Genomic DNA, 18,764 nt, shown 5'->3' with positions numbered 1-18,764 from the left:
CGAGTTCCCTCTGTCGATCCGCCCGCTCGCGGCCTCCCCCATGGTGCCTATGCACCATGCCGATCCATGCAGGAACGGCGCGTCTGATCTTGCAACCAGGCCGGGACGAAAACGGGCATATCGCGGAGGAAAGGCGAGATGAAGGAGGCACATGATCCAGCTTCGATTTTGGTGCACTGGTAGCAAACGTCGCTGATGGAAAACTTGAGCTTGATCCTGTGGGCAACAGGAAGCCTCGCGGCGGTGCTTGCCGCACTGGCCTGGTACGCAGACACACGCCGACATCGCAGGATAAATCTCGATCGGGTAGGCTTCATGCCCTGGATGGGAGTATTCTTCTGGTCATTTCTCGCCAGCGTCCTGCTTTTGGGCTTCGCCGTTCGTCAGTCGCTTGTCGGCTGAAACTAGACCACCGTTCCAAATAGTTGAACATAAGGAACGAGTTTATCCGGCTGGCGGCAATGCCGCCCGAATGGGAACTCTGCGGGGCATCTGCCTATCAATCGTGGAGATTCTTTGATGAAGCGTATCCTAGCATCGGCCTTCCTGGCCGCCTCGTTCGTAGTAGCCGCACCTCTCGTCGCGCAGCAGGCCAACACGAACGCTGCGCAGATCGAGGCTGGAGCATACAGGCTGGACACCTCGCACAGCCTGGTTCGTTTCACCGTCGATCACTTCGGGATCAGCGAATTCTTCGGCACTTTCCCGGGCGCTGCAGGCACTCTCTCGCTTGATCCCAAGTCGCTGTCTGCAACCAAGCTGGATGTGACTGTACCCGTTTCCACGGTCTCGACGACCAACGCGAAGCTCGACGAGGAACTGGTGGGAGCGGAATGGCTGGATGCGGCCAAGTTCCCTACCATGCGCTTCGTCTCCACCAAAGTGGTCAAGACCGGAGCCAGTTCCGCTGACGTTACCGGGAACCTGACACTGCATGGCGTGACCCGCCCGGTCACGCTCAAGGCGACGTTCAAGGCCGCGGCGGTCAACCCGATGAACAAGGCGTACACTCTCGGGTTCAACGCCACCGGCACCATCAAGCGCACCGAGTTCGGCGTGAGCAAATATGCTCCACTGGTCAGCGACGAGACAGTCCTGTCCATCACTGCAGCCTTCGAGAAGCAGCCTTCCTGAGCGGTTGCGATCTGTCGGAAAAAAGAAAACCCCCGCCGACTGGGCGGGGGTTTTTCATAAAGGTCGGGAAGTTCAGGCGAGCTCGATGGCGATCGCTGTCGCTTCGCCTCCGCCGATGCAGAGCGACGCGACGCCCTTCTTCAAGCCCTTCTCCTTGAGAGCGTTGATCAGGGTGACGATGATGCGGGTGCCGGACGCTCCGATCGGATGGCCCAGCGCGGTCGCGCCACCATGGATGTTGACCTTATCGTGAGGGATCCCAAGGTCATGCATCGCGAACATCGCGACGCATGCGAAGGCCTCGTTCACTTCGAACAGGTCCACGTCCGAGAGCTGCCAGCCTACCTTGTCCATCAGCTTGGTGATCGCACCCACTGGCGCCGTCGTGAACTTGGCAGGCTCGTGAGCGTGGGCGGCCACACCCACGACCGTCGCAACCGGGCCAAGTCCACGAGCCTCCGCAACGCTCTTGCGGGTCAGCACGACTGCAGCAGCGCCATCGGAGATGGAACTGGAACTGGCCGCAGTGATGGTGCCCTCCTTCGCGAAGGCGGCCTTCAGCATGCGGATCTTCTCGGGATTGCCCTTGCCGGGCTGCTCGTCGGTCGCCACAACGACTTCGCCCTTACGGGTCTTGACGGTCACGGGAACGATTTCGTCCGAGAATGCGCCCGTGTCGATGGCTTCCTGAGCGCGGCGCAGCGACTCGATTGCATAGTCGTCCTGATGCTCGCGGGTGAGCTGGTACTCGTCGGCGGTGCACTGGGCGAAGGAGCCCATCGACCCACCGTCGTAAGCATCTTCAAGCCCATCCAGGAACATGTGATCGTACATGGTGTCATGTCCGGCCCGCGCGCCCGAGCGGTGCTTCTTCGACAGGTAGGGAGCATTGGTCATCGACTCCATGCCGCCGGCGACCACGAAGTCGAGCGAGCCTGAGGCGAGCGCTTCCGCGCCCATGATGACGGTCTGCATGCCCGATCCACAGACCTTGTTCACCGTGGTCGCCTGCACCGACGTGGGAAGGCCAGCCTTGATCGCAGCCTGGCGAGCCGGGGCCTGCCCCAGGCCTGCCGACAGCACGCATCCCATGTAGATGCGCTCGATATCCTCGCCAGCCACCCCGGCGCGTTCGACCGCCGCCTTCACGGCTGTCGCTCCGAGATCCGTTGCGGACACATCCGCGAAAACCCCTTGCAGGCCTCCCATCGGCGTGCGGGCAGAGGAAAGAATGACGATCGGGTCGGATGCGGAGATCTGCGCCATGAATTGCCTTTCGCACTTAATGTCGAATGTTCGAATAATGTTGGGGGGACCTGATTGCAATGATGCGACGCTTTGATGACCAACCAGCTGCCCGCTTATCGCCGAAACGACTTTTCGTGTGAGATGGAGGCTCTCGTTTTGCCCACGAGCGGTAGTGCGAGAGCCGAGACCTCGACTTTGTTTCCACTGGATGTCGCGTTGAGGTTGCGCCGCACGCGCAGCGTGATTGCGCAAATCGCGACACCCTCGATGTTTCGGCCTTTTACGGTTGGCGTAGGCCGTGTTCCTGTTGCATCGCAATGCAAATGGACGGATTTATCCGACTGTGCACCTTGCGGCGCAGGGAGGGCTGGCCTAAGAGCGCGCCCAACTTGACGGCATTCGCCCATGACCCTCTCGAGTCCGTCGAAGTCGCATCCGGTATGAGGCAAGAGACCATTGACCGATCTGTCACAATACCTGCCGATCCTGATTTTCCTGGTCATCGCGCTGGGGCTTTCGTCGGTGATCGTGTTCCTGCCGATGGGCGTCGCGCGCCTGACCGGCACGCACCAGCCCAACGCTGACAAGAACAGCGAATATGAATGCGGCTTCCCCGCGTTCGAGGATCCGCGCAGCCAATTCGACGTCCGCTTCTACCTGGTCGCGATCCTGTTCATCATTTTCGACCTTGAAGCCGCCTTCCTGTTCCCCTGGGCCGTCTCGCTCGATGTCACCGGCTGGGCCGGCTGGCTGACGATGATGGTGTTCCTAGGCGAGCTCGCGATCGGCCTCGCCTATGCATGGAAGAAGGGAGCTCTGGACTGGGAATGAGCACGCTCGTGAACTCTGCCGGCCAGCCTCTGGCCCGCGCCGCCCACCCTGGCCCCGCAGGTGCGGTCACCGCACCGGACCAGTCGTTCTTCAAGGACCTTAACCAGGAAGTCTCCGACAAGGGCTTCCTCGTCACCAGCACCGAAGAGCTGTTCCAGTGGGCCCGTACCGGCTCGCTCTGGTGGATGACCTTCGGCCTCGCCTGCTGCGCGGTGGAGATGATCCACGTGAACATGCCTCGCTACGATATGGAGCGCTTCGGCGCCGCGCCTCGCGCTTCCCCGCGCCAGTCGGACGTGATGATCGTTGCGGGTACGCTGTGCAACAAGATGGCGCCTGCGCTTCGCAAGGTCTACGACCAGATGTCGGAGCCCAAGTACGTCATTTCGATGGGTAGCTGCGCCAATGGCGGCGGCTACTATCACTACAGCTATTCGGTGGTGCGCGGCTGCGACCGGATCGTGCCGGTGGACATCTATGTCCCGGGCTGCCCGCCGACTGCGGAAGCGCTGCTCTATGGCGTGATGCAGCTCCAGCGCAAGATCCGCCGCGTCGGCACGGTGGAGAGGTAAGGCGAGATGACCGTTCTGCATTCCGCTCCCCGCTTTGCCTCCAACGAGGGCGTGCGCGAGGCCTTGACCGGTGCGTTGGGCGCAAAGGTCGTCGCCTCGAAGGAGGATCACGGCGAGATCGTGCTCACTGTCGAGCGTGCCGAGATCGAGAACGCCCTGCGTAGCCTGCGCGACGACTTCGGCTACCAGCAGCTGATGGAGATCGCCGGCGTCGACTACCCCTCGAGGGCCGAGCGCTTCGAAGTCGTGTACATGCTGCTGTCGGTGACGAAGAACCATCGCCTGCTGGTGAAGGTCTGCGCCGCTGAGAACACTCCGGTGCCGACTGTCACCACGCTGTGGCCCGTCGCCGGATGGCTGGAGCGCGAAGTTTTCGACATGTACGGCGTGATCTTCGCCGGAAACAACGACCTTCGCCGCATCCTCACCGACTACGGGTTCGAGGGCCATCCGTTCCGCAAGGACTTCCCGCTGACGGGCTACACCGAGCTGCGCTATTCCGAAGAGGACAAGCGCGTCGTGTACGAGCCGGTGAAGCTTGCGCAGGACCTGCGCAGCTTCGACTTCATGAGCCCGTGGGAAGGTGCCGACTACGTCCTTCCGGGAGACGAGAAGGCGGCTGAAAAGCCTGCCACTCCGCCGGTCGAGGAAAAGAAGGTCACCGAGACGAAGGCCGATACGGGCGCTGGTGAGAAGGCGAACGAGAAGGCAGCGGACAAGGTCGCTCCGGCTGCTCCCACGGGAACAGTTGCCGGGCAGGGCGGCGGTGATCCGGCGCCTGTCACCACCGACAAGGCTGAGCCCGGTGCGCCCGAGCCGACCGGTGATCGCCCCGATCGCGGCGCGACCGGTGGCTCCGCCGCAAAGGAAGGTTCCGGCTCTGCGCCGGAGGGAAGCTGAACATGAGCATGCAGCTTGAACAGTCGCCGACCACCGGTGACGATGTCATCACCAATTACACCATCAACTTCGGGCCTCAGCACCCGGCGGCGCACGGCGTTCTGCGCATGGTCATGGAGTTGGACGGCGAGATCATCGAGCGTATCGATCCGCACGTGGGCCTGCTCCACCGCGGCACCGAGAAGCTGATCGAGCACAAGACGTACCTCCAGGCGCTGCCGTACTTCGACCGCCTGGACTACTGCTCTCCGCTCGCTATGGAGCACTCGTACGTCCTTGCCGTCGAGAAGCTGCTGAACCTCGAGGTGCCGCTGCGTGCGCAATACCTGCGCGTCCTGTTCTCCGAGCTGACGCGCATCTGCAACCACATGCTCAACATGGGATCGCACGTCATGGACGTAGGCGCGATGACGCCGAACCTGTGGCTGTTCGAGATCCGCGAGGATTGTCTCAACTTCTTCGAGCGCGCGTCGGGCGCCCGCATGCATTCCGCCTGGTACCGTCCCGGCGGCGTGCACCAGGACGTACCGCTCAAGCTGCTGACCGACATCGCGGACTGGCTCGACACTCGCCTGCCGCGCCTGTTCGAGGATGCGATGAGCCTCGTCGTCGACAATCGCATCTTCAAGCAGCGTAACGTCGACATCGCCATCGTCTCGAAGGAAGATGCGCTGGCCTGGGGCTTCTCGGGCCCGATGATCCGCGCTGCTGGCGTCCCTTGGGACCTGCGCAAGAGCCAGCCTTACGACGTCTACGATCGCATGGACTTCGAGGTGCCTGTGGGCACTGCTTCGGACTGCTACGACCGGTTTATGGTTCGGGTCGAAGAAGTCCGTCAGTCCGCGCGCATCATGAAGCAGTGCCTGCGCGAGATACCGGAAGGCCCCATCGCTTCGAGTGATAGGAAGGTCGTGCCCCCCAAGCGCGCCGAGATGAAAAGCTCGATGGAATCGCTGATCCACCACTTCAAACTCTACACTGAAGGCTTCCACGTTCCGGCGGGCGAAGTATACGTGGCGACCGAAAGTCCGAAGGGCGAATTCGGCGTCTATCTTGTCTCCGATGGATCGAACAAACCCTATCGCTGCAAGATCAGGCCGACCGCGTTCAGCCACCTGCAGGCGATGGACTTCATGTCCAAGGGGCACATGCTGCCGGACGCCACCGCCATCCTGGGCGCGATCGACGTCGTGTTCGGGGAGTGCGACCGGTGAGCAATCTCGCTACTGCCAGGGCAATGATCGCCGCCTACAATGCGCAGGACGTGGACCAGTACGTCTCGTACATGACCGAGGGCGCTTGCGAGGCGAACTACCGCGGCGATGTCGTGCGGGAAGGCAAGGAGGGCACCCGGTCGGGCCTCGCCGCCGCGTTCGCCCGCTGGCCCGAGAACAGGGCCGAGATCATCGATGCTCAGCAGATCGGCAGCTATGTGCTGATGCGCGAGCATGTCACGCGGGGGGCCGCCGCCGACGGTTCGGCGTTCGTCGAACCGTTTGAAGTGGTCGCCGTCTACAGTTTCGAGGGCGAGCTTTGCTCTCGCGTCGAGTTCATCCGGTAAGCGTGGGAGTGGGGCCGATGACGAAGTACAACACGGTAGACATGATCCGCATCTGGGCAAGCCTGACCGGGCTGTTCCTGGTGGGCCTCTACTTCGTGGTGATCTGGGCCGGGATCGAGCCTTCTCCGACCATCGCGATGCTGGCGACCGCAATCGGCGGTTTCGAGATTTTCTTTTTCGGCCAGGATCAGTGGCTGAAGCGCAGAGGTAAGCATGGCTGATCGCTTTATCGAACCCGATACGCCCGAATTGCGGGCGCGTTGGGGCAATTTTGCCTGGACCGAGGCGAACGCCGCCAAGGCGAAGGACATCGTCGCGCGCTACCCCGAAGGGCGTCAGCGTTCGGCGGTCATGCCTTTGCTCGATCTCGCCCAGCGGCAGGTCGGGGCCGAGCTGAACACGCAAGGGTGGCTGCCGATCCCGGTGATGGAATTCGTAGCCCGCGAACTCGACATGCCGATCATTCGCGTGGTCGAGGTCGCCTCGTTCTACACGATGTACAACATTGCGCCGATCGGCCGTTTCCACGTGCAGGTCTGCGGCACGACGCCTTGCATGCTGCGCGGGTCGGACGACATCATCGAGACGTGCAAGAAGCGTGGCATGAAGAAGGGTCACACGACCGCCGACGGCATGTGGTCGTTCACGGAAGTCGAGTGCATGGGCAACTGCGCGTCTGCGCCGATGGTCCAGATCAACGACGACAACTACGAAGACCTCACGCCCGAGCGCATGGACGCGGTACTGGACGCGCTTGCCCGCGGCGAGACTCCGAAAGCCGGAACGCAGGACCCGGCACGCCACACCGTCGAACCGGTTGGCGAGCCGACCAACCTTGCGGCCATGATCACCGCCAACCATGACTACCGGAGTGAGTGGTAATGGCTCTCGCCGACAAGGATCGCATCTTCACGAATGTCTACGGCTATCAGCCGTGGAACCTGAAGGAAGCGCAGGCGCGCGGCGCCTGGGACAATACCAAAGCGCTGATTGAGCGCGGTCGTGACGCCATCATCGACGAGATGAAGGCGTCTGGCCTTCGCGGTCGCGGCGGCGCTGGCTTCCCCACCGGCATGAAGTGGTCCTTCATGCCCAAGCAGCCGCCGCTCGACCAGAACGGCAATCCCAAGCCCAGCTTCCTCGTCATCAACGCCGACGAGTCTGAGCCCGGGTCGTGCAAGGATCGCGAGATCATCCGTCACGACCCGCACATGCTCCTCGAAGGCGCGCTCGTCGCGGGCTTCGCGATGGGAGCACGGGCTGCCTACATCTACATTCGCGGCGAATACATCCGCGAGGCCGAGACCCTGTTCGCCGCGCGTGACGAAGCTTACGCTGCGGGACTGCTGGGCCGGAACGCCAGCGGCTCGGGCTACGACTTCGACGTCTTCGTCCACCGCGGCGCAGGTGCCTACATCTGCGGCGAAGAGACCGCGATGATCGAGAGCCTCGAAGGCAAGAAGGGCCAGCCACGCCTCAAGCCGCCGTTCCCGGCAGGCGCGGGCCTCTACGGTTGCCCGACCACGGTGAACAATGTCGAGTCCATCGCGGTGGCCCCGACCATCCTGCGCCGCGGCGCTTCGTGGTTCTCGTCCTTCGGGCGCGAGAACAACAAGGGCACCAAGCTCTTCCAGATCAGCGGGCACGTGAACCGTCCTTGCGTGGTCGAGGAAGAGATGTCGATCCCGTTCAGCGAGCTCATCGAGCGTCACTGCGGCGGCATCCGGGGCGGCCGCGACAACCTGCTGGCGGTGATCCCCGGCGGCTCGTCGGTTCCGCTTGTGCCCTCCGCCGAGATCTGGGACGCTCCGATGGACTTCGACGGCCTGAAGGCGGTCGGATCGGGCCTCGGCACGGCCGCCGTCATCGTCATGGACAAGTCCACCGACATCGTCCGGGCCATCTCGCGCCTCTCCTACTTCTACAAGCACGAGAGCTGCGGCCAGTGCACGCCCTGCCGCGAAGGTACGGGCTGGATGTGGCGCGTGATGGAACGCCTGCGCACCGGTGATGCGCATGTCGAGGAGATCGACATGCTGCAGCAGGTGACCAAGCAGGTCGAAGGCCACACCATCTGTGCTCTGGGCGACGCGGCTGCGTGGCCGATCCAGGGCCTCATCAAGCACTTCCGCCCCGAGATCGAGCGCCGCATCGAAGAGCGCCATGGATCTCTGCAAGAGGCCGCCGAATAATGCCGAAAGTCAAAGTAGACGGCGTCGAGCTCGAGGTCCCGGCCGGTGCAACCGTGCTGCAGGCCTGCGAGCTTGCCGGCAAGGAAATCCCGCGCTTCTGCTATCACGAGCGCCTGAGCATCGCCGGCAACTGCCGGATGTGCCTGGTCGAGGTGAAGCCCGGACCGCCCAAGCCGCAGGCTTCCTGTGCGCTCCCGGCCACGGACGGTCAGGAAATTCGCACCGACTCCGAGATGGTCAAGAAGGCGCGCGAAGGGGTGATGGAGTTCCTCCTCATCAACCACCCGCTCGATTGCCCCATCTGCGACCAGGGCGGCGAATGCGACCTGCAGGACCAGTCGGTGGCTTATGGCCGTGGCGGCTCGCGTTACCACGAGCACAAGCGTGCAGTGACCGAGAAGTACATGGGTCCTCTGATCAAGACCCAGATGACGCGCTGCATCCATTGCACCCGCTGCGTGCGCTTCTCGGAAGAAGTGGCGGGCGTGGACGAGATCGGGGCGCTCTACCGTGGCGAATCGATGCAGATCACCACGTATCTCGAGCACGCCGCGAAGCACGAGATGAGCGCCAACGTGATCGACCTTTGCCCGGTCGGTGCGCTTACGAGCCGTCCTTACGCCTACGAGGCTCGCCCGTGGGAACTGAAGAAGACGCTCGGCATCGATGTCTCCGATGCGACCGGTTCGAACATCCGAATCGATGCCCGCGGGCGGGAAGTGCTGCGGGTGCTGCCGCGCAACAATGACGACGTGAACGAAGAGTGGCTGAGCGACAAGGCCCGCTTCCAGATCGACGGTCTGACGAAGCGCCGCCTCGACAAGCCGTACCTGCGCCGTGACGGCAAGCTCGTCGCCGTGACCTGGAACGAGGCTTTCGCTGCACTGTCGACGCTGAACCCCGGCGCATCGATTGCCGCAGTTGCAGGCGACATGGTCGATTGCGAAACGATGTTTGCCGCAAAGGCGCTTGTGGGCGCGCTGGGCTCGAGCCTTCTTGAAGGCCGGCAGACCGGTATGAATTACGCCACCGCAAACCTGGCGGCGGTGAATTTCAACACCACGCTCAACGACATCGAATCGGCCGACACGATCCTCATCGTAGGCTCGATGGTCCGCTGGGAAGCGCCGACCGTCAACGTTCGTCTGCGCAAGGCGGTGAAGCGCGGTGCAAAGGTGTTCCTGATCGGCCCGGAGTGGGAAACCACCTTCGGAGGCGAGTTCATCGGCGACGATCTCTCGGTGCTTGGCAATCTCCCCGGTCACGTCTCGAATGCCTTGGGCCAAGCCAAGCGCCCGGCGGTGATCGTGGGTGGAGCGGCACTGGGCCGTGGCGGTCTTGAGGCCGCCCTTGGCCTTGCAGGCCAATTCAAGCTTGTCCGCACTTTGGAGGACGGCTCTGCATGGAACGGCTTCAATGTCCTGCACATGGCGGCATCCCGGATGGGCGGCCTCATGCTTGGATATGCTCAGGAAGGCGGCATCGCTGATCTGGTCGCGGCCAAGCCGAAGGTCCTGATCTCGCTCGGTGCGGACGAAGTGGACTACGCCGGGTTCGCGGGATCGATGATCGTCTACATCGGCCACCACGGCGACAAGGGCGCGCACGCTGCAGACGTCATCCTGCCGGCCTCGGCCTACACGGAAAAGGCAGGTACTTACGTCAGTACGGAAGGCCGGGTTCAGTTCGCCGACAAGGCAGTTTTCGCGCCTGGGGACGCGCGCGAAGACTGGACGATCCTGCGCGCGCTTGCCGATGCCTTTGGTGTCACCGTTGGGTTCGACAGCTTCGACGAGCTGCGTGCGGCCATGATAGCTGCTGTTCCCGCCCTCGGCATCGAGGGCCTCGCCGGGTATGGCAAGGCTCTTCCTGCGGGTGGTGGATCGGCCTCGGGCGCTATCGTCTACCCGATCAAGGACTTCTACATGACCAACCCGATCGCCCGCGCCAGTGCGACGATGCAGCGCTGTTCGGCGGAGCTGCTGCACGGTGAGGAATTCGCGGAGGCCGCGGAATGACTTCGTTTTTCCTCTCCCTCGGGATGACCTACGAGTGGGCGTGGTTCGTGGCCACGGTCTGCGGGATCCTTCTGATTGCGCTGCCGCTGATGGTCAGCGTGGCAATGATCATCTATGCCGACCGCAAGATCTGGGCGGCGATGGCGCTTCGTCGCGGACCGAACGTTGTCGGTCCTTTCGGTCTGCTCCAGTCGTTTGCGGATGGTCTGAAGGTCTTCCTGCAGGAAACCATCATCCCTTCGGCAGCGAACAAGGGCATATTCCTGATCGCTCCGGTGGTGACTTTCACTGTGGCGCTGATGGCTTGGGCCGTGATCCCGTTCAATTCGGGCGCCGTCCTGGCAGACGTGAACATCGGCCTGCTCTATGTTCTGGCGATCAGTTCGCTGGGCGTATACGGCACGATCATGGCCGGTTGGGCATCGAACTCGAAGTACCCGTTCTTTTCCGCAATGCGCGCATCGGCACAGATGATCAGCTATGAAGTCTCGATCGGCTTCATCCTCATCTGCGTTGTTCTTTGGTCCGGTACGTTCAACATGAACGGTATCGTCCTTGCGCAGAAGGGTCATGTTCTCGGCATCGTCAATGGCTTCGTGGCAAATCCGTTGCTGTTTCCGATGTGGGTCATGTTCCTGATCTCGAGCCTGGCGGAAACGCAGCGCGCGCCTTTCGATCTCACGGAAGCGGAATCAGAGCTCGTCGCCGGGTACCAGACGGAATACTCGTCGATGGCTTTCGCCGCGTACTGGCTGGGCGAGTATGCTAACGTCCTCCTGATGTGTGCGCTGAACGCAACGCTGTTCTGGGGTGGCTGGCTGCCGCCGCTCGACATTCCTGTTCTGTACCTTGTCCCTGGATTCGTATGGTTCCTGCTCAAGGTTCTCTTCTTCTTCTTCGTATTCAGCTGGATCAAGGCGACGGTTCCCCGTTACCGCTATGACCAACTGATGCGCCTGGGCTGGAAGGTCTTCTTGCCCGTCTCGCTGCTGTTCGTCGTGATCGTCAGCGGCTACCTCATGGCAATCGGACACTTCGCATGACCGTCGGATATCTCATCAAGAGCTTCACGCTCTGGGAGTTCGTGAAGGCGCATTGGCTGACCTTGAAGTACTTCTTCAAGCCCAAGGCAACGATCAACTACCCGTTCGAGAAAAACCCGCTTTCGCCTCGCTTCCGTGGTGAGCACGCCCTTCGTCGTTATCCAAACGGCGAGGAACGCTGCATCGCTTGCAAGCTTTGCGAAGCGATCTGTCCGGCGCAGGCCATTACCATCGAGGCGGCACCCCGCATCGACGGATCGCGTCGCACTACGCGCTACGACATCGACATGACGAAGTGCATCTACTGCGGCTTCTGCCAGGAAGCCTGCCCCGTGGATGCCATCGTCGAGGGGCCGAACCTCGAATACGCGACGGAAACGCGCGAGGAACTGCTCTACGACAAGGCCAAGCTCTTGGCGAACGGGGACAAGTGGGAGCGTGCTATCGCCGCGAACCTTGAAGCCGACGCGCCGTACCGCTAACCGGCGCGCGCAAGGAAACAGGGCTCCATGATTCACGTAATCGCCTTCTATCTCTTCGCGGTGCTGACCATCGCCTCAGGCGCGGTCACCATCCTCGCGCGAAATCCGGTGCACTCAGTGCTCTGGCTGATTCTCGCGTTCTTCAATGCCGCCGGCCTCATGGTTCTTACCGGGGCGGAGTTCATCGCGATGCTTCTCGTCATCGTCTATGTTGGCGCGGTCGCGGTGTTGTTCCTCTTCGTCGTCATGATGCTGGACATCGACTTCGCGTCGCTGCGGGCAGGGTTCGTCCGGTATTTCCCGTTCGGTGCCCTGGTCGCGATTGTCCTCCTCGCGGAAATCGTGCTTGGCATCGGCGCCTACCGCGCCGGGGCCCTGGAGCTTGGCTCGCCGGACGGCACCGCGGCAACGCCTGCAGGCGCCTCCAACATCGAGGCAGTCGGTGGGCTGCTGTACAGCCGTTACCTGTTCCTGTTCGAAGCTGCGGGCATCGTGCTCCTTGTTGCCATGATCGGCGCGATCGTGCTGACGCATCGGCAGCGCACCGACACGCGCGGGCAGAACATCCGCAAGCAGAACATGCGCCGGCCGGGTGACGCAACCGTCAACGTCAAGCCCGAAGTGGGCAAGGGGGTCCAGCTGTGATCGGCGTCGAACACTATGTCGTGGTAAGCTCGATCCTCTTCGTGCTCGGTGTTCTCGGCATCTTCATCAACCGCAAGAACGTGATCGTCATCCTGATGTCGATCGAACTCATCCTGCTTGCGGTGAATATCAACCTCGTCGCTTTCAGCGCCTTTCTGCATGACCTCACTGGCCAGATCTTTGCCATGTTCGTGCTGACCGTGGCTGCCGGCGAGGCTGCAGTGGGGCTCGCTATCCTCGTGATCTACTATCGTGGCCGCGGCACCATTGCCGTTGACGACGTCAACCAGATGAAGGGGTAAGAACGTGTCTATACTTCTTATCGTCTTCCTGCCGCTGCTGGCAGCGATCCTTGCAGGGTTCGCCAACAAGTCGCTCGGACTTGTCGCCCCGAAGGTCGTGACAACCGGCGCTCTGTTCGTGGCGTGCGCGCTTTCTTGGCCGATCTTCATCGGCTTCCTGGCCGGGACGGCTGAGGCGCAGGTTGTTCCAGTGCTGAAGTGGGTGGCTTCGGGTACCATGGTGTTCGACTGGTCGCTGCGGGTCGATGCGCTTACGGCAGTCATGCTGGTGGTCATCACCTCGGTCTCGGCACTGGTGCACCTCTACTCGTGGGGTTACATGAGCGAGGAACCCGATCAGCCTCGCTTCTTCGCCTATCTGTCGCTCTTCACCTTCGCCATGCTCATGCTGGTAACGGCAGACAACCTGGTGCAGATGTTCTTCGGGTGGGAAGGCGTGGGCCTGGCCTCGTACCTCCTCATCGGGTTCTGGTTCCGCAAGCCCTCGGCGGGGGCTGCCGCGATCAAGGCTTTTGTCGTCAACCGCGTGGGTGACCTTGGCTTCATGCTCGGCATCTTCGGAACCTTCCTGGTATTCGGCACCGTGTCGATCCCCGAGATCCTGGCGGCCGCCCCATCCATGGCCGGCTCAACGATCGGCTTCCTCGGGATGCGGTTCGACACGATGACGGTGATCTGTCTGCTGCTGTTCGTCGGTGCGATGGGCAAATCGGCTCAGTTGGGTCTGCACACCTGGCTTCCCGACGCAATGGAAGGTCCGACCCCCGTTTCGGCGCTGATCCATGCCGCGACGATGGTCACCGCCGGTGTATTCATGGTGTGCCGCCTGTCGCCGATGTTCGAGCAGAGCGAAACCGCAATGCACTTCATCGCGTTCATCGGCGCTGCGACCTGCTTCTTCGCGGCCACGGTCGGCTGCACGCAGTGGGACATCAAGCGTGTAATTGCTTACTCCACCTGTTCGCAGCTCGGCTACATGTTCTTCGCGACTGGCGTCGGCGCCTATGGCGCCGCCATGTTCCACCTGTTCACGCATGCCTTCTTCAAGGCGTTGCTGTTCCTTGGTGCGGGCTCGGTCATTCACGCGATGCATCATGAGCAGGACATGCGCTTCTATGGCGCGCTTCGCAGGCATATCCCGATCACGTTCTGGACGATGACTGCGGGTACTCTTGCCATCACCGGCGTCGGCATCGCGGGCTTCATTGGCTTTGCGGGCTTCTACTCCAAGGACGCCATCCTGGAGGCTGCATTCGGATCGGGTACTTCTGTCGGCACCTTCGCCTTCTGGATGGGCATCGCAGCAGCGCTGATGACGAGCTTCTACTCGTGGCGCTTGGTGTTCCTTACTTTCTTTGGGAAGCCGCGTTGGAACCAGTCGGAGCACATCCAGCACGCCGTTCATGACGCACACGGTCATCATGAGCACGAGGCGCATGGCCACGGTGCTCCGGCGCAGGAAGACGCGGGCGAAGGCACGGATCATCACGACGACCATGCGCATGCGCCGCATGATCTCGGATCGCGCGGCCCGGACTACGCCGTCCGCGGCGACGGGACTGGCGGGTACCACCCGCACGAAAGTCCCCTTGTCATGCTGCTGCCGCTGCTGCTCCTTTCGGTTGGCGCGATCGCCGCCGGGTTCGTCTTCGAGCATGCGTTCGTGTCCGATGGAGAGGGTGAGTTCTGGAAGGGCGCACTTGTCTTCCACGAGCACTTGATCCACGCGATGCACGGTGTGCCGACCTGGGTGAAGTGGGCGCCGTTCACGGTCATGGCGCTGGGCCTGCTGACTGCATGGTACGGCTACATGAAGAACCTTTCTTTCCCGAAGGCGGTCGCCGACCAGCTCGGGCCGGTATACACCTTCGTGTACCGCAAGTGGATGTTCGACGAACTCTACCACAATATCTTCGTCAAGCCTGCGTTTTGGCTCGGGAAGGTGTTCTGGAAGGTGCTCGATATCGGCGTCATCGACAAGTTCGGCCCCGATGGTGCCGCGTGGGTGGTCGCTCGTGGTTCGACTTACGCGCAGAAGGTCCAGTCGGGCTATCTGTACAGCTATGCTCTTGTGATGCTGCTGGGCCTTGTCGGCGCCATCAGCTGGGTGATCGCGGGATAAGATGATGAGTGGTTTTCCGATCCTCAGCCTGATGCTGGCAGTGCCGCTCGCGGCGGCGCTGGCGTGTCTCTTCCTTGAAGCGAAGGCAGCGCGCACTCTGGCGCTCGTCGCGACGCTTGTGGACTTTGCACTCGGCGTGGTCCTGTGGTTGAACTTCGATGTCGGCGGTGCTCAGTGGCAGTTCACGGAACGTCTGGAGATTTTCTCCGGCTTTTCGTGGGCACTTGGCATCGATGGCATCGCGCTTCTGCTGATCATGCTGTCGGTTTTCCTGATGCCGATCTGCATCGGGGCAAGCCGGTCGATCGAGAAGCGCGTGGGCGAGTACATGGCCGCCTTCCTGCTCGTCGAGACACTCATGCTCGGCGTGTTCATGGCGCAGGACATTTTCCTGTTCTATATGTTCTTCGAAGCCGGCCTGATCCCGATGTACCTGATCATCGGGATCTGGGGCGGTGCTGATCGCATCTATGCGTCCTACAAGTTCTTCCTCTATACCCTGCTGGGCTCGGTGCTGATGCTGGTGGCGATGCTGTGGATGGTTCACACTGCTGGTACCACGGACGTTCCTACCCTGATGGCCTATGACTTCGCGCCTTCGGTGCAGACATGGCTTTGGCTGGCGTTTTTCGCCAGCTTCGCGGTGAAGATGCCCATGTGGCCGGTGCACACCTGGCTTCCTGCGGCACACGTCCAGGCACCCACGGCAGGTTCCGTCATCCTGGCGGGTGTGTTGCTGAAGATGGGCGGATACGGTTTCATCCGGTTCTCGCTGCCCATGTTCCCGGAAGCCTCGGCATACTTCGGGCCGCTCGTGTGGGGCCTGTCGATGGCTGCGGTCGTGATCACCTCGCTCATCGCGCTGGTGCAGAACGACATGAAGAAGCTGATCGCCTACTCGTCGGTGGCTCACATGGCGATCGTCACGCTCGGTCTGTTTGCCTTCAACGTTCAGGGACTTGAGGGCTCCATGCTGGTCATGCTGAGCCACGGCCTTGTCTCGGGCGCGCTGTTCCTGTGCGTGGGCGTCATCTATGATCGTTTGCACACACGTGAGATTGATCGTTACGGCGGCCTTGCCATCAACATGCCGCGTTACGCACTGTTCTTCCTGCTCTTCACCATGGCCTCGATCGGGCTACCCGGTACGAGCGGTTTCGTTGGCGAGTTCCTGAGCCTTGGCGGTATCTATCAGGTCTCGACGTGGGCGGCGCTGATTGGCACCACCGGAATCATTCTCGGCGCAGCCTACATGCTCTTCCTTTACCGACGCGTGGTGTTCGGGGAGCAGAAGAATGCCGATGCGGCAGCGATGCCTGACCTCGACACGCGCGAACTGCTCATGGTGGTGCCGCTCGGTCTGGCGGTGATGTGGATGGGCGTGTACCCGGAAAGCTTCATTGCTCCGATGCGCGCCGACATTGCAGCGCTCGATGCTCGCCTGGCTCGTGCCAAGCCGCATGGGGACAGCGCGCCGACAACTGGAAAAGCTAAGCCTGCGCATGCAGAATCCGCTGCGCATGGGGGGTCACACTAATGGATTGGTCGCACTCCCTGCGCCTCATCGCGCCGGAAGAAACGCTAAGCATCGCAGGTCTGATCCTGCTTCTCCTCGCTGCCTGGGGCGGAGACAAGGCAAGTCGCCTTATTTCGATCCTTGCGGTCGCCGCGCTCGTGGGTGCCACCGCCCTTGTCGCTCCGGCCCTTTGCGGAGGAGCCATGGGTGCGGATACGTCGGCATTCTTCGGGCAGTTCCGGGCAGATGCGTTCTCCAGCTACGCAAAGATCCTGATCTACCTGTCCGCGGCGGTAACGCTTGTGGTCGCTCCTGCATTCTTCGAGCGCACGGCGGCGATGCGTGCAGAGTTCCCGGTCCTGATCGTCTTCGCCGCGCTCGGCAGCGGCATGATGGTGTCGGCGTCTGATCTTCTGACGCTTTACGTTGGCCTCGAGATGAATTCGCTTGCCGCGTACGTATTGGCCGCGTTCGTGCGGACGGACGGTCGTTCCGCCGAAGCGGGCCTGAAGTACTTCGTGCTGGGCGCTCTGGCTTCGGGCATCCTGCTGTTCGGCATGAGCCTGACTTACGGCTTCACCGGCACGACCTCGTTTGACGGCATCAATGCTGCGTTGGCTGGCGGTCTTTCGAACGGTGCGGTCTTTGGCATCGTATTCATGCTTGCAGGTCTGGCATTCAAGATCAGCGCAGTACCCTTCCACATGTGGACGCCGGACGTCTACGAGGGCGCTCCGACCCCGGTCACAACGTTCTTCGCAACATCGGGCAAGGTAGCCGCGGTGGGGCTCACCATGCGCGTCCTCCTTGATGCGTTTGGCGACCAGGCCGCTGCATGGCGCCAGATCATCGTCTTTATCGCTCTGGCCTCGATCATTGTCGGTGCGCTGGGCGCGATCGGGCAGAAGAACATCAAGCGCCTGATGGCCTATTCGTCGATCAACAACGTCGGCTTCATCCTTGTCGGCCTGGCGACGGCGAACGTGCAGGGCGCGTCCGCTATGCTGTTCTATATGGCGCTCTACGTTGCCATGTCGCTTGGCGGTTTCGTCGCAATCCTGATGCTGAAGGATGAAGCAGGCCGACCCGTGGAGGACATCCAGTCCCTTGGCGGTCTTTCGCGGACGCGGCCCGGGCTTGCCCTTGCCCTTGCTATCGTCATGTTCAGCCTTGCCGGCATTCCGCCACTTTTCGGCTTCTGGGGCAAGTTCCTGGTTTTTCAGGCAGCAGTGGAGGCTGACCTCATGGCACTGGCCTTCATCGGCTTCGCGGCTTCGGTCATTGGCGCGTTCTACTATCTCAAGGTCGTGAAGATCATCTACTTTGACGAGCCGGTGAACGCGGTGACGGGCGAGAGCGATGTCTGGCACAAGGCTATCCTCGTTGTGACCTGCCTCATCATGTCCCCGCTGGGCTATCTGCTGACCAGGTGGCTGAGCGGCCTCACCGACACGGCGGCCACGGCGCTGTTCTTCACGTCTTGATCACGTATGTTGAGGAGACCGGATCGACCAACGCCGATCTCAAGAGCCGGATAGCTGAGGGAGAGTACCTGTCCGAGGGCGACTGGTTGGTGACGGACCGCCAGACTGCGGGCAGGGGACGGCTTGGTCGTATCTGGAGCGACGGGTACGGCAACTTTATGGGATCGACCGTCGTTCGTCCCGGGCCAGGGGACCCGCCGACGTCTAGCCTGGCGTTGTTGTCCGGGATAGTGGCAAGCACTACGCTTTCCGCCTTCCTGGATGAGGGTGCAACGCTCATGTTGAAGTGGCCGAACGACCTCCTCATCGGTGCGTGCAAAGTGGGCGGTGTTCTGCTCGAAGCGGTCCGCGACGTCGTCGTGATCGGTATCGGCGTGAACCTTGCGAACTCTCCGGACGTGCCGGGGCGGCAGGTTGCTGCCCTGTCGGAGTTCGGGCCAGCACCGGAGCGGAATGCTTTTGCAGAGGCACTGGCGGACACTTTCCAGACCGAACTGGCACGCTGGCGCACTGCTGGCCTTGCTCCACTCCTGCGTCGCTGGCACAGTGCCGCGCATCCTGTGGGAACACCCCTGACTGTTCTTCCGCCCGGCGAAAGCGCAGTGCAGGGTACATTCGCGGGTCTGGCAGATGACGGGAACCTTCGTCTTCTCGTTTCGGACGGGATGATCCGGACCATTCATGCCGGTGACGTGCTGCTTGCAGATGCCTGAG

Annotated in this window: 20 protein-coding genes; 19 read left to right on the top strand and 1 reads right to left on the bottom strand. The window is 62.0% G+C overall.

Annotated elements, in window-relative coordinates:
* Window positions 1–195 precede the first annotated feature (195 nt).
* Both GR702_RS03630 and GR702_RS03625 read left to right on the top strand, forming a co-directional pair.
* Complete coding sequence (locus GR702_RS03630; protein ID WP_160984610.1) at window positions 196–402, top strand: hypothetical protein; 207 nt, start codon at window positions 196–198, stop codon at window positions 400–402.
* Between the two features lie 117 nt (window positions 403–519).
* The gene (locus GR702_RS03625) at window positions 520–1,134 is read left to right on the top strand and encodes a YceI family protein (RefSeq protein ID WP_160984609.1); all 615 of its coding nucleotides are present in this window, start codon (window positions 520–522) and stop codon (window positions 1,132–1,134) included.
* Window positions 1,135–1,206: 72 nt separating this feature from the next.
* On the opposite strand, the gene GR702_RS03620 is transcribed toward GR702_RS03625, so the two are convergent.
* Window positions 1,207–2,400: an acetyl-CoA C-acyltransferase gene (locus GR702_RS03620; RefSeq protein ID WP_160984608.1), complete on the bottom strand. Its 1,194-nt coding sequence runs from the start codon at window positions 2,398–2,400 to the stop codon at window positions 1,207–1,209.
* Window positions 2,401–2,838: 438 nt separating this feature from the next.
* On the opposite strand from GR702_RS03620, the gene GR702_RS03615 reads away from it, so the two are divergent.
* From GR702_RS03615 to GR702_RS03535, 17 genes are read left to right on the top strand one after another with little or no spacing between them, the layout of a single operon-like run.
* Entirely contained in the window at window positions 2,839–3,213 is a 375-nt protein-coding gene (locus GR702_RS03615) for an NADH-quinone oxidoreductase subunit A (protein WP_160984607.1), read from the top strand.
* A complete protein-coding gene (locus GR702_RS03610; protein WP_160984606.1) occupies window positions 3,210–3,785 on the top strand; it encodes a NuoB/complex I 20 kDa subunit family protein in 576 nt (191 codons plus the stop codon). Before GR702_RS03615 ends, GR702_RS03610 begins: the two co-directional genes overlap by 4 nt.
* 6 nt (window positions 3,786–3,791) lie before the next feature.
* Complete coding sequence (locus GR702_RS03605) at window positions 3,792–4,685, top strand: NADH-quinone oxidoreductase subunit C (RefSeq protein ID WP_160984605.1); 894 nt, start codon at window positions 3,792–3,794, stop codon at window positions 4,683–4,685.
* A 2-nt stretch (window positions 4,686–4,687) separates the two neighbouring features.
* Window positions 4,688–5,899, top strand: a complete 1,212-nt coding sequence (locus GR702_RS03600; protein WP_160984604.1) for an NADH-quinone oxidoreductase subunit D — start codon at window positions 4,688–4,690, stop codon at window positions 5,897–5,899.
* Complete coding sequence (locus GR702_RS03595) at window positions 5,896–6,246, top strand: nuclear transport factor 2 family protein (protein WP_160984603.1); 351 nt, start codon at window positions 5,896–5,898, stop codon at window positions 6,244–6,246. Before GR702_RS03600 ends, GR702_RS03595 begins: the two co-directional genes overlap by 4 nt.
* A 17-nt stretch (window positions 6,247–6,263) precedes the next feature.
* Entirely contained in the window at window positions 6,264–6,467 is a 204-nt protein-coding gene (locus GR702_RS03590; protein ID WP_160984602.1) for a hypothetical protein, read from the top strand.
* Complete coding sequence (locus GR702_RS03585; protein ID WP_160984601.1) at window positions 6,460–7,128, top strand: complex I 24 kDa subunit family protein; 669 nt, start codon at window positions 6,460–6,462, stop codon at window positions 7,126–7,128. Before GR702_RS03590 ends, GR702_RS03585 begins: the two co-directional genes overlap by 8 nt.
* A complete protein-coding gene (gene nuoF, locus GR702_RS03580) occupies window positions 7,128–8,438 on the top strand; it encodes an NADH-quinone oxidoreductase subunit NuoF (RefSeq protein WP_160984600.1) in 1,311 nt (436 codons plus the stop codon). Before GR702_RS03585 ends, nuoF begins: the two co-directional genes overlap by 1 nt.
* Entirely contained in the window at window positions 8,438–10,456 is a 2,019-nt protein-coding gene (nuoG, locus tag GR702_RS03575) for an NADH-quinone oxidoreductase subunit NuoG (RefSeq protein WP_160984599.1), read from the top strand. The genes nuoF and nuoG overlap by 1 nt, the downstream gene beginning before the upstream one ends.
* Window positions 10,453–11,499, top strand: a complete 1,047-nt coding sequence (nuoH, locus tag GR702_RS03570) for an NADH-quinone oxidoreductase subunit NuoH (protein ID WP_160984598.1) — start codon at window positions 10,453–10,455, stop codon at window positions 11,497–11,499. Before nuoG ends, nuoH begins: the two co-directional genes overlap by 4 nt.
* Window positions 11,496–11,981 carry an NADH-quinone oxidoreductase subunit NuoI gene (nuoI, locus tag GR702_RS03565; protein ID WP_160984597.1) on the top strand — a complete coding sequence of 162 codons (486 nt, stop codon included), beginning with the start codon at window positions 11,496–11,498 and terminating at the stop codon, window positions 11,979–11,981. Before nuoH ends, nuoI begins: the two co-directional genes overlap by 4 nt.
* A 27-nt stretch (window positions 11,982–12,008) precedes the next feature.
* Complete coding sequence (locus tag GR702_RS03560) at window positions 12,009–12,626, top strand: NADH-quinone oxidoreductase subunit J (RefSeq protein WP_160984596.1); 618 nt, start codon at window positions 12,009–12,011, stop codon at window positions 12,624–12,626.
* Window positions 12,623–12,928 (top strand): NADH-quinone oxidoreductase subunit NuoK, encoded by a 306-nt coding sequence (gene nuoK, locus GR702_RS03555; RefSeq protein ID WP_160984595.1) that lies wholly within the window; start codon window positions 12,623–12,625, stop codon window positions 12,926–12,928. Before GR702_RS03560 ends, nuoK begins: the two co-directional genes overlap by 4 nt.
* Window positions 12,929–12,932: 4 nt before the next feature.
* Entirely contained in the window at window positions 12,933–15,050 is a 2,118-nt protein-coding gene (gene nuoL, locus GR702_RS03550; protein ID WP_160984594.1) for an NADH-quinone oxidoreductase subunit L, read from the top strand.
* A 4-nt stretch (window positions 15,051–15,054) separates the two neighbouring features.
* On the top strand, window positions 15,055–16,587 hold the full coding sequence (locus GR702_RS03545; protein WP_160984593.1) for an NADH-quinone oxidoreductase subunit M: 1,533 nt from the start codon (window positions 15,055–15,057) through the stop codon (window positions 16,585–16,587).
* Window positions 16,587–18,050, top strand: coding sequence for an NADH-quinone oxidoreductase subunit NuoN (gene nuoN, locus GR702_RS03540; protein WP_160984592.1), 1,464 nt, complete (start codon window positions 16,587–16,589; stop codon window positions 18,048–18,050). The genes GR702_RS03545 and nuoN overlap by 1 nt, the downstream gene beginning before the upstream one ends.
* Entirely contained in the window at window positions 18,047–18,763 is a 717-nt protein-coding gene (locus tag GR702_RS03535) for a biotin--[acetyl-CoA-carboxylase] ligase (protein ID WP_160984591.1), read from the top strand. Before nuoN ends, GR702_RS03535 begins: the two co-directional genes overlap by 4 nt.
* Window position 18,764 lies beyond the last annotated feature (1 nt).

This window comes from Novosphingobium silvae (assembly GCF_009856825.1).
In the GTDB taxonomy this organism is placed as follows: domain Bacteria; phylum Pseudomonadota; class Alphaproteobacteria; order Sphingomonadales; family Sphingomonadaceae; genus Novosphingobium; species Novosphingobium silvae.
This window is presented reverse-complemented; position numbering and strand designations above follow the sequence as displayed.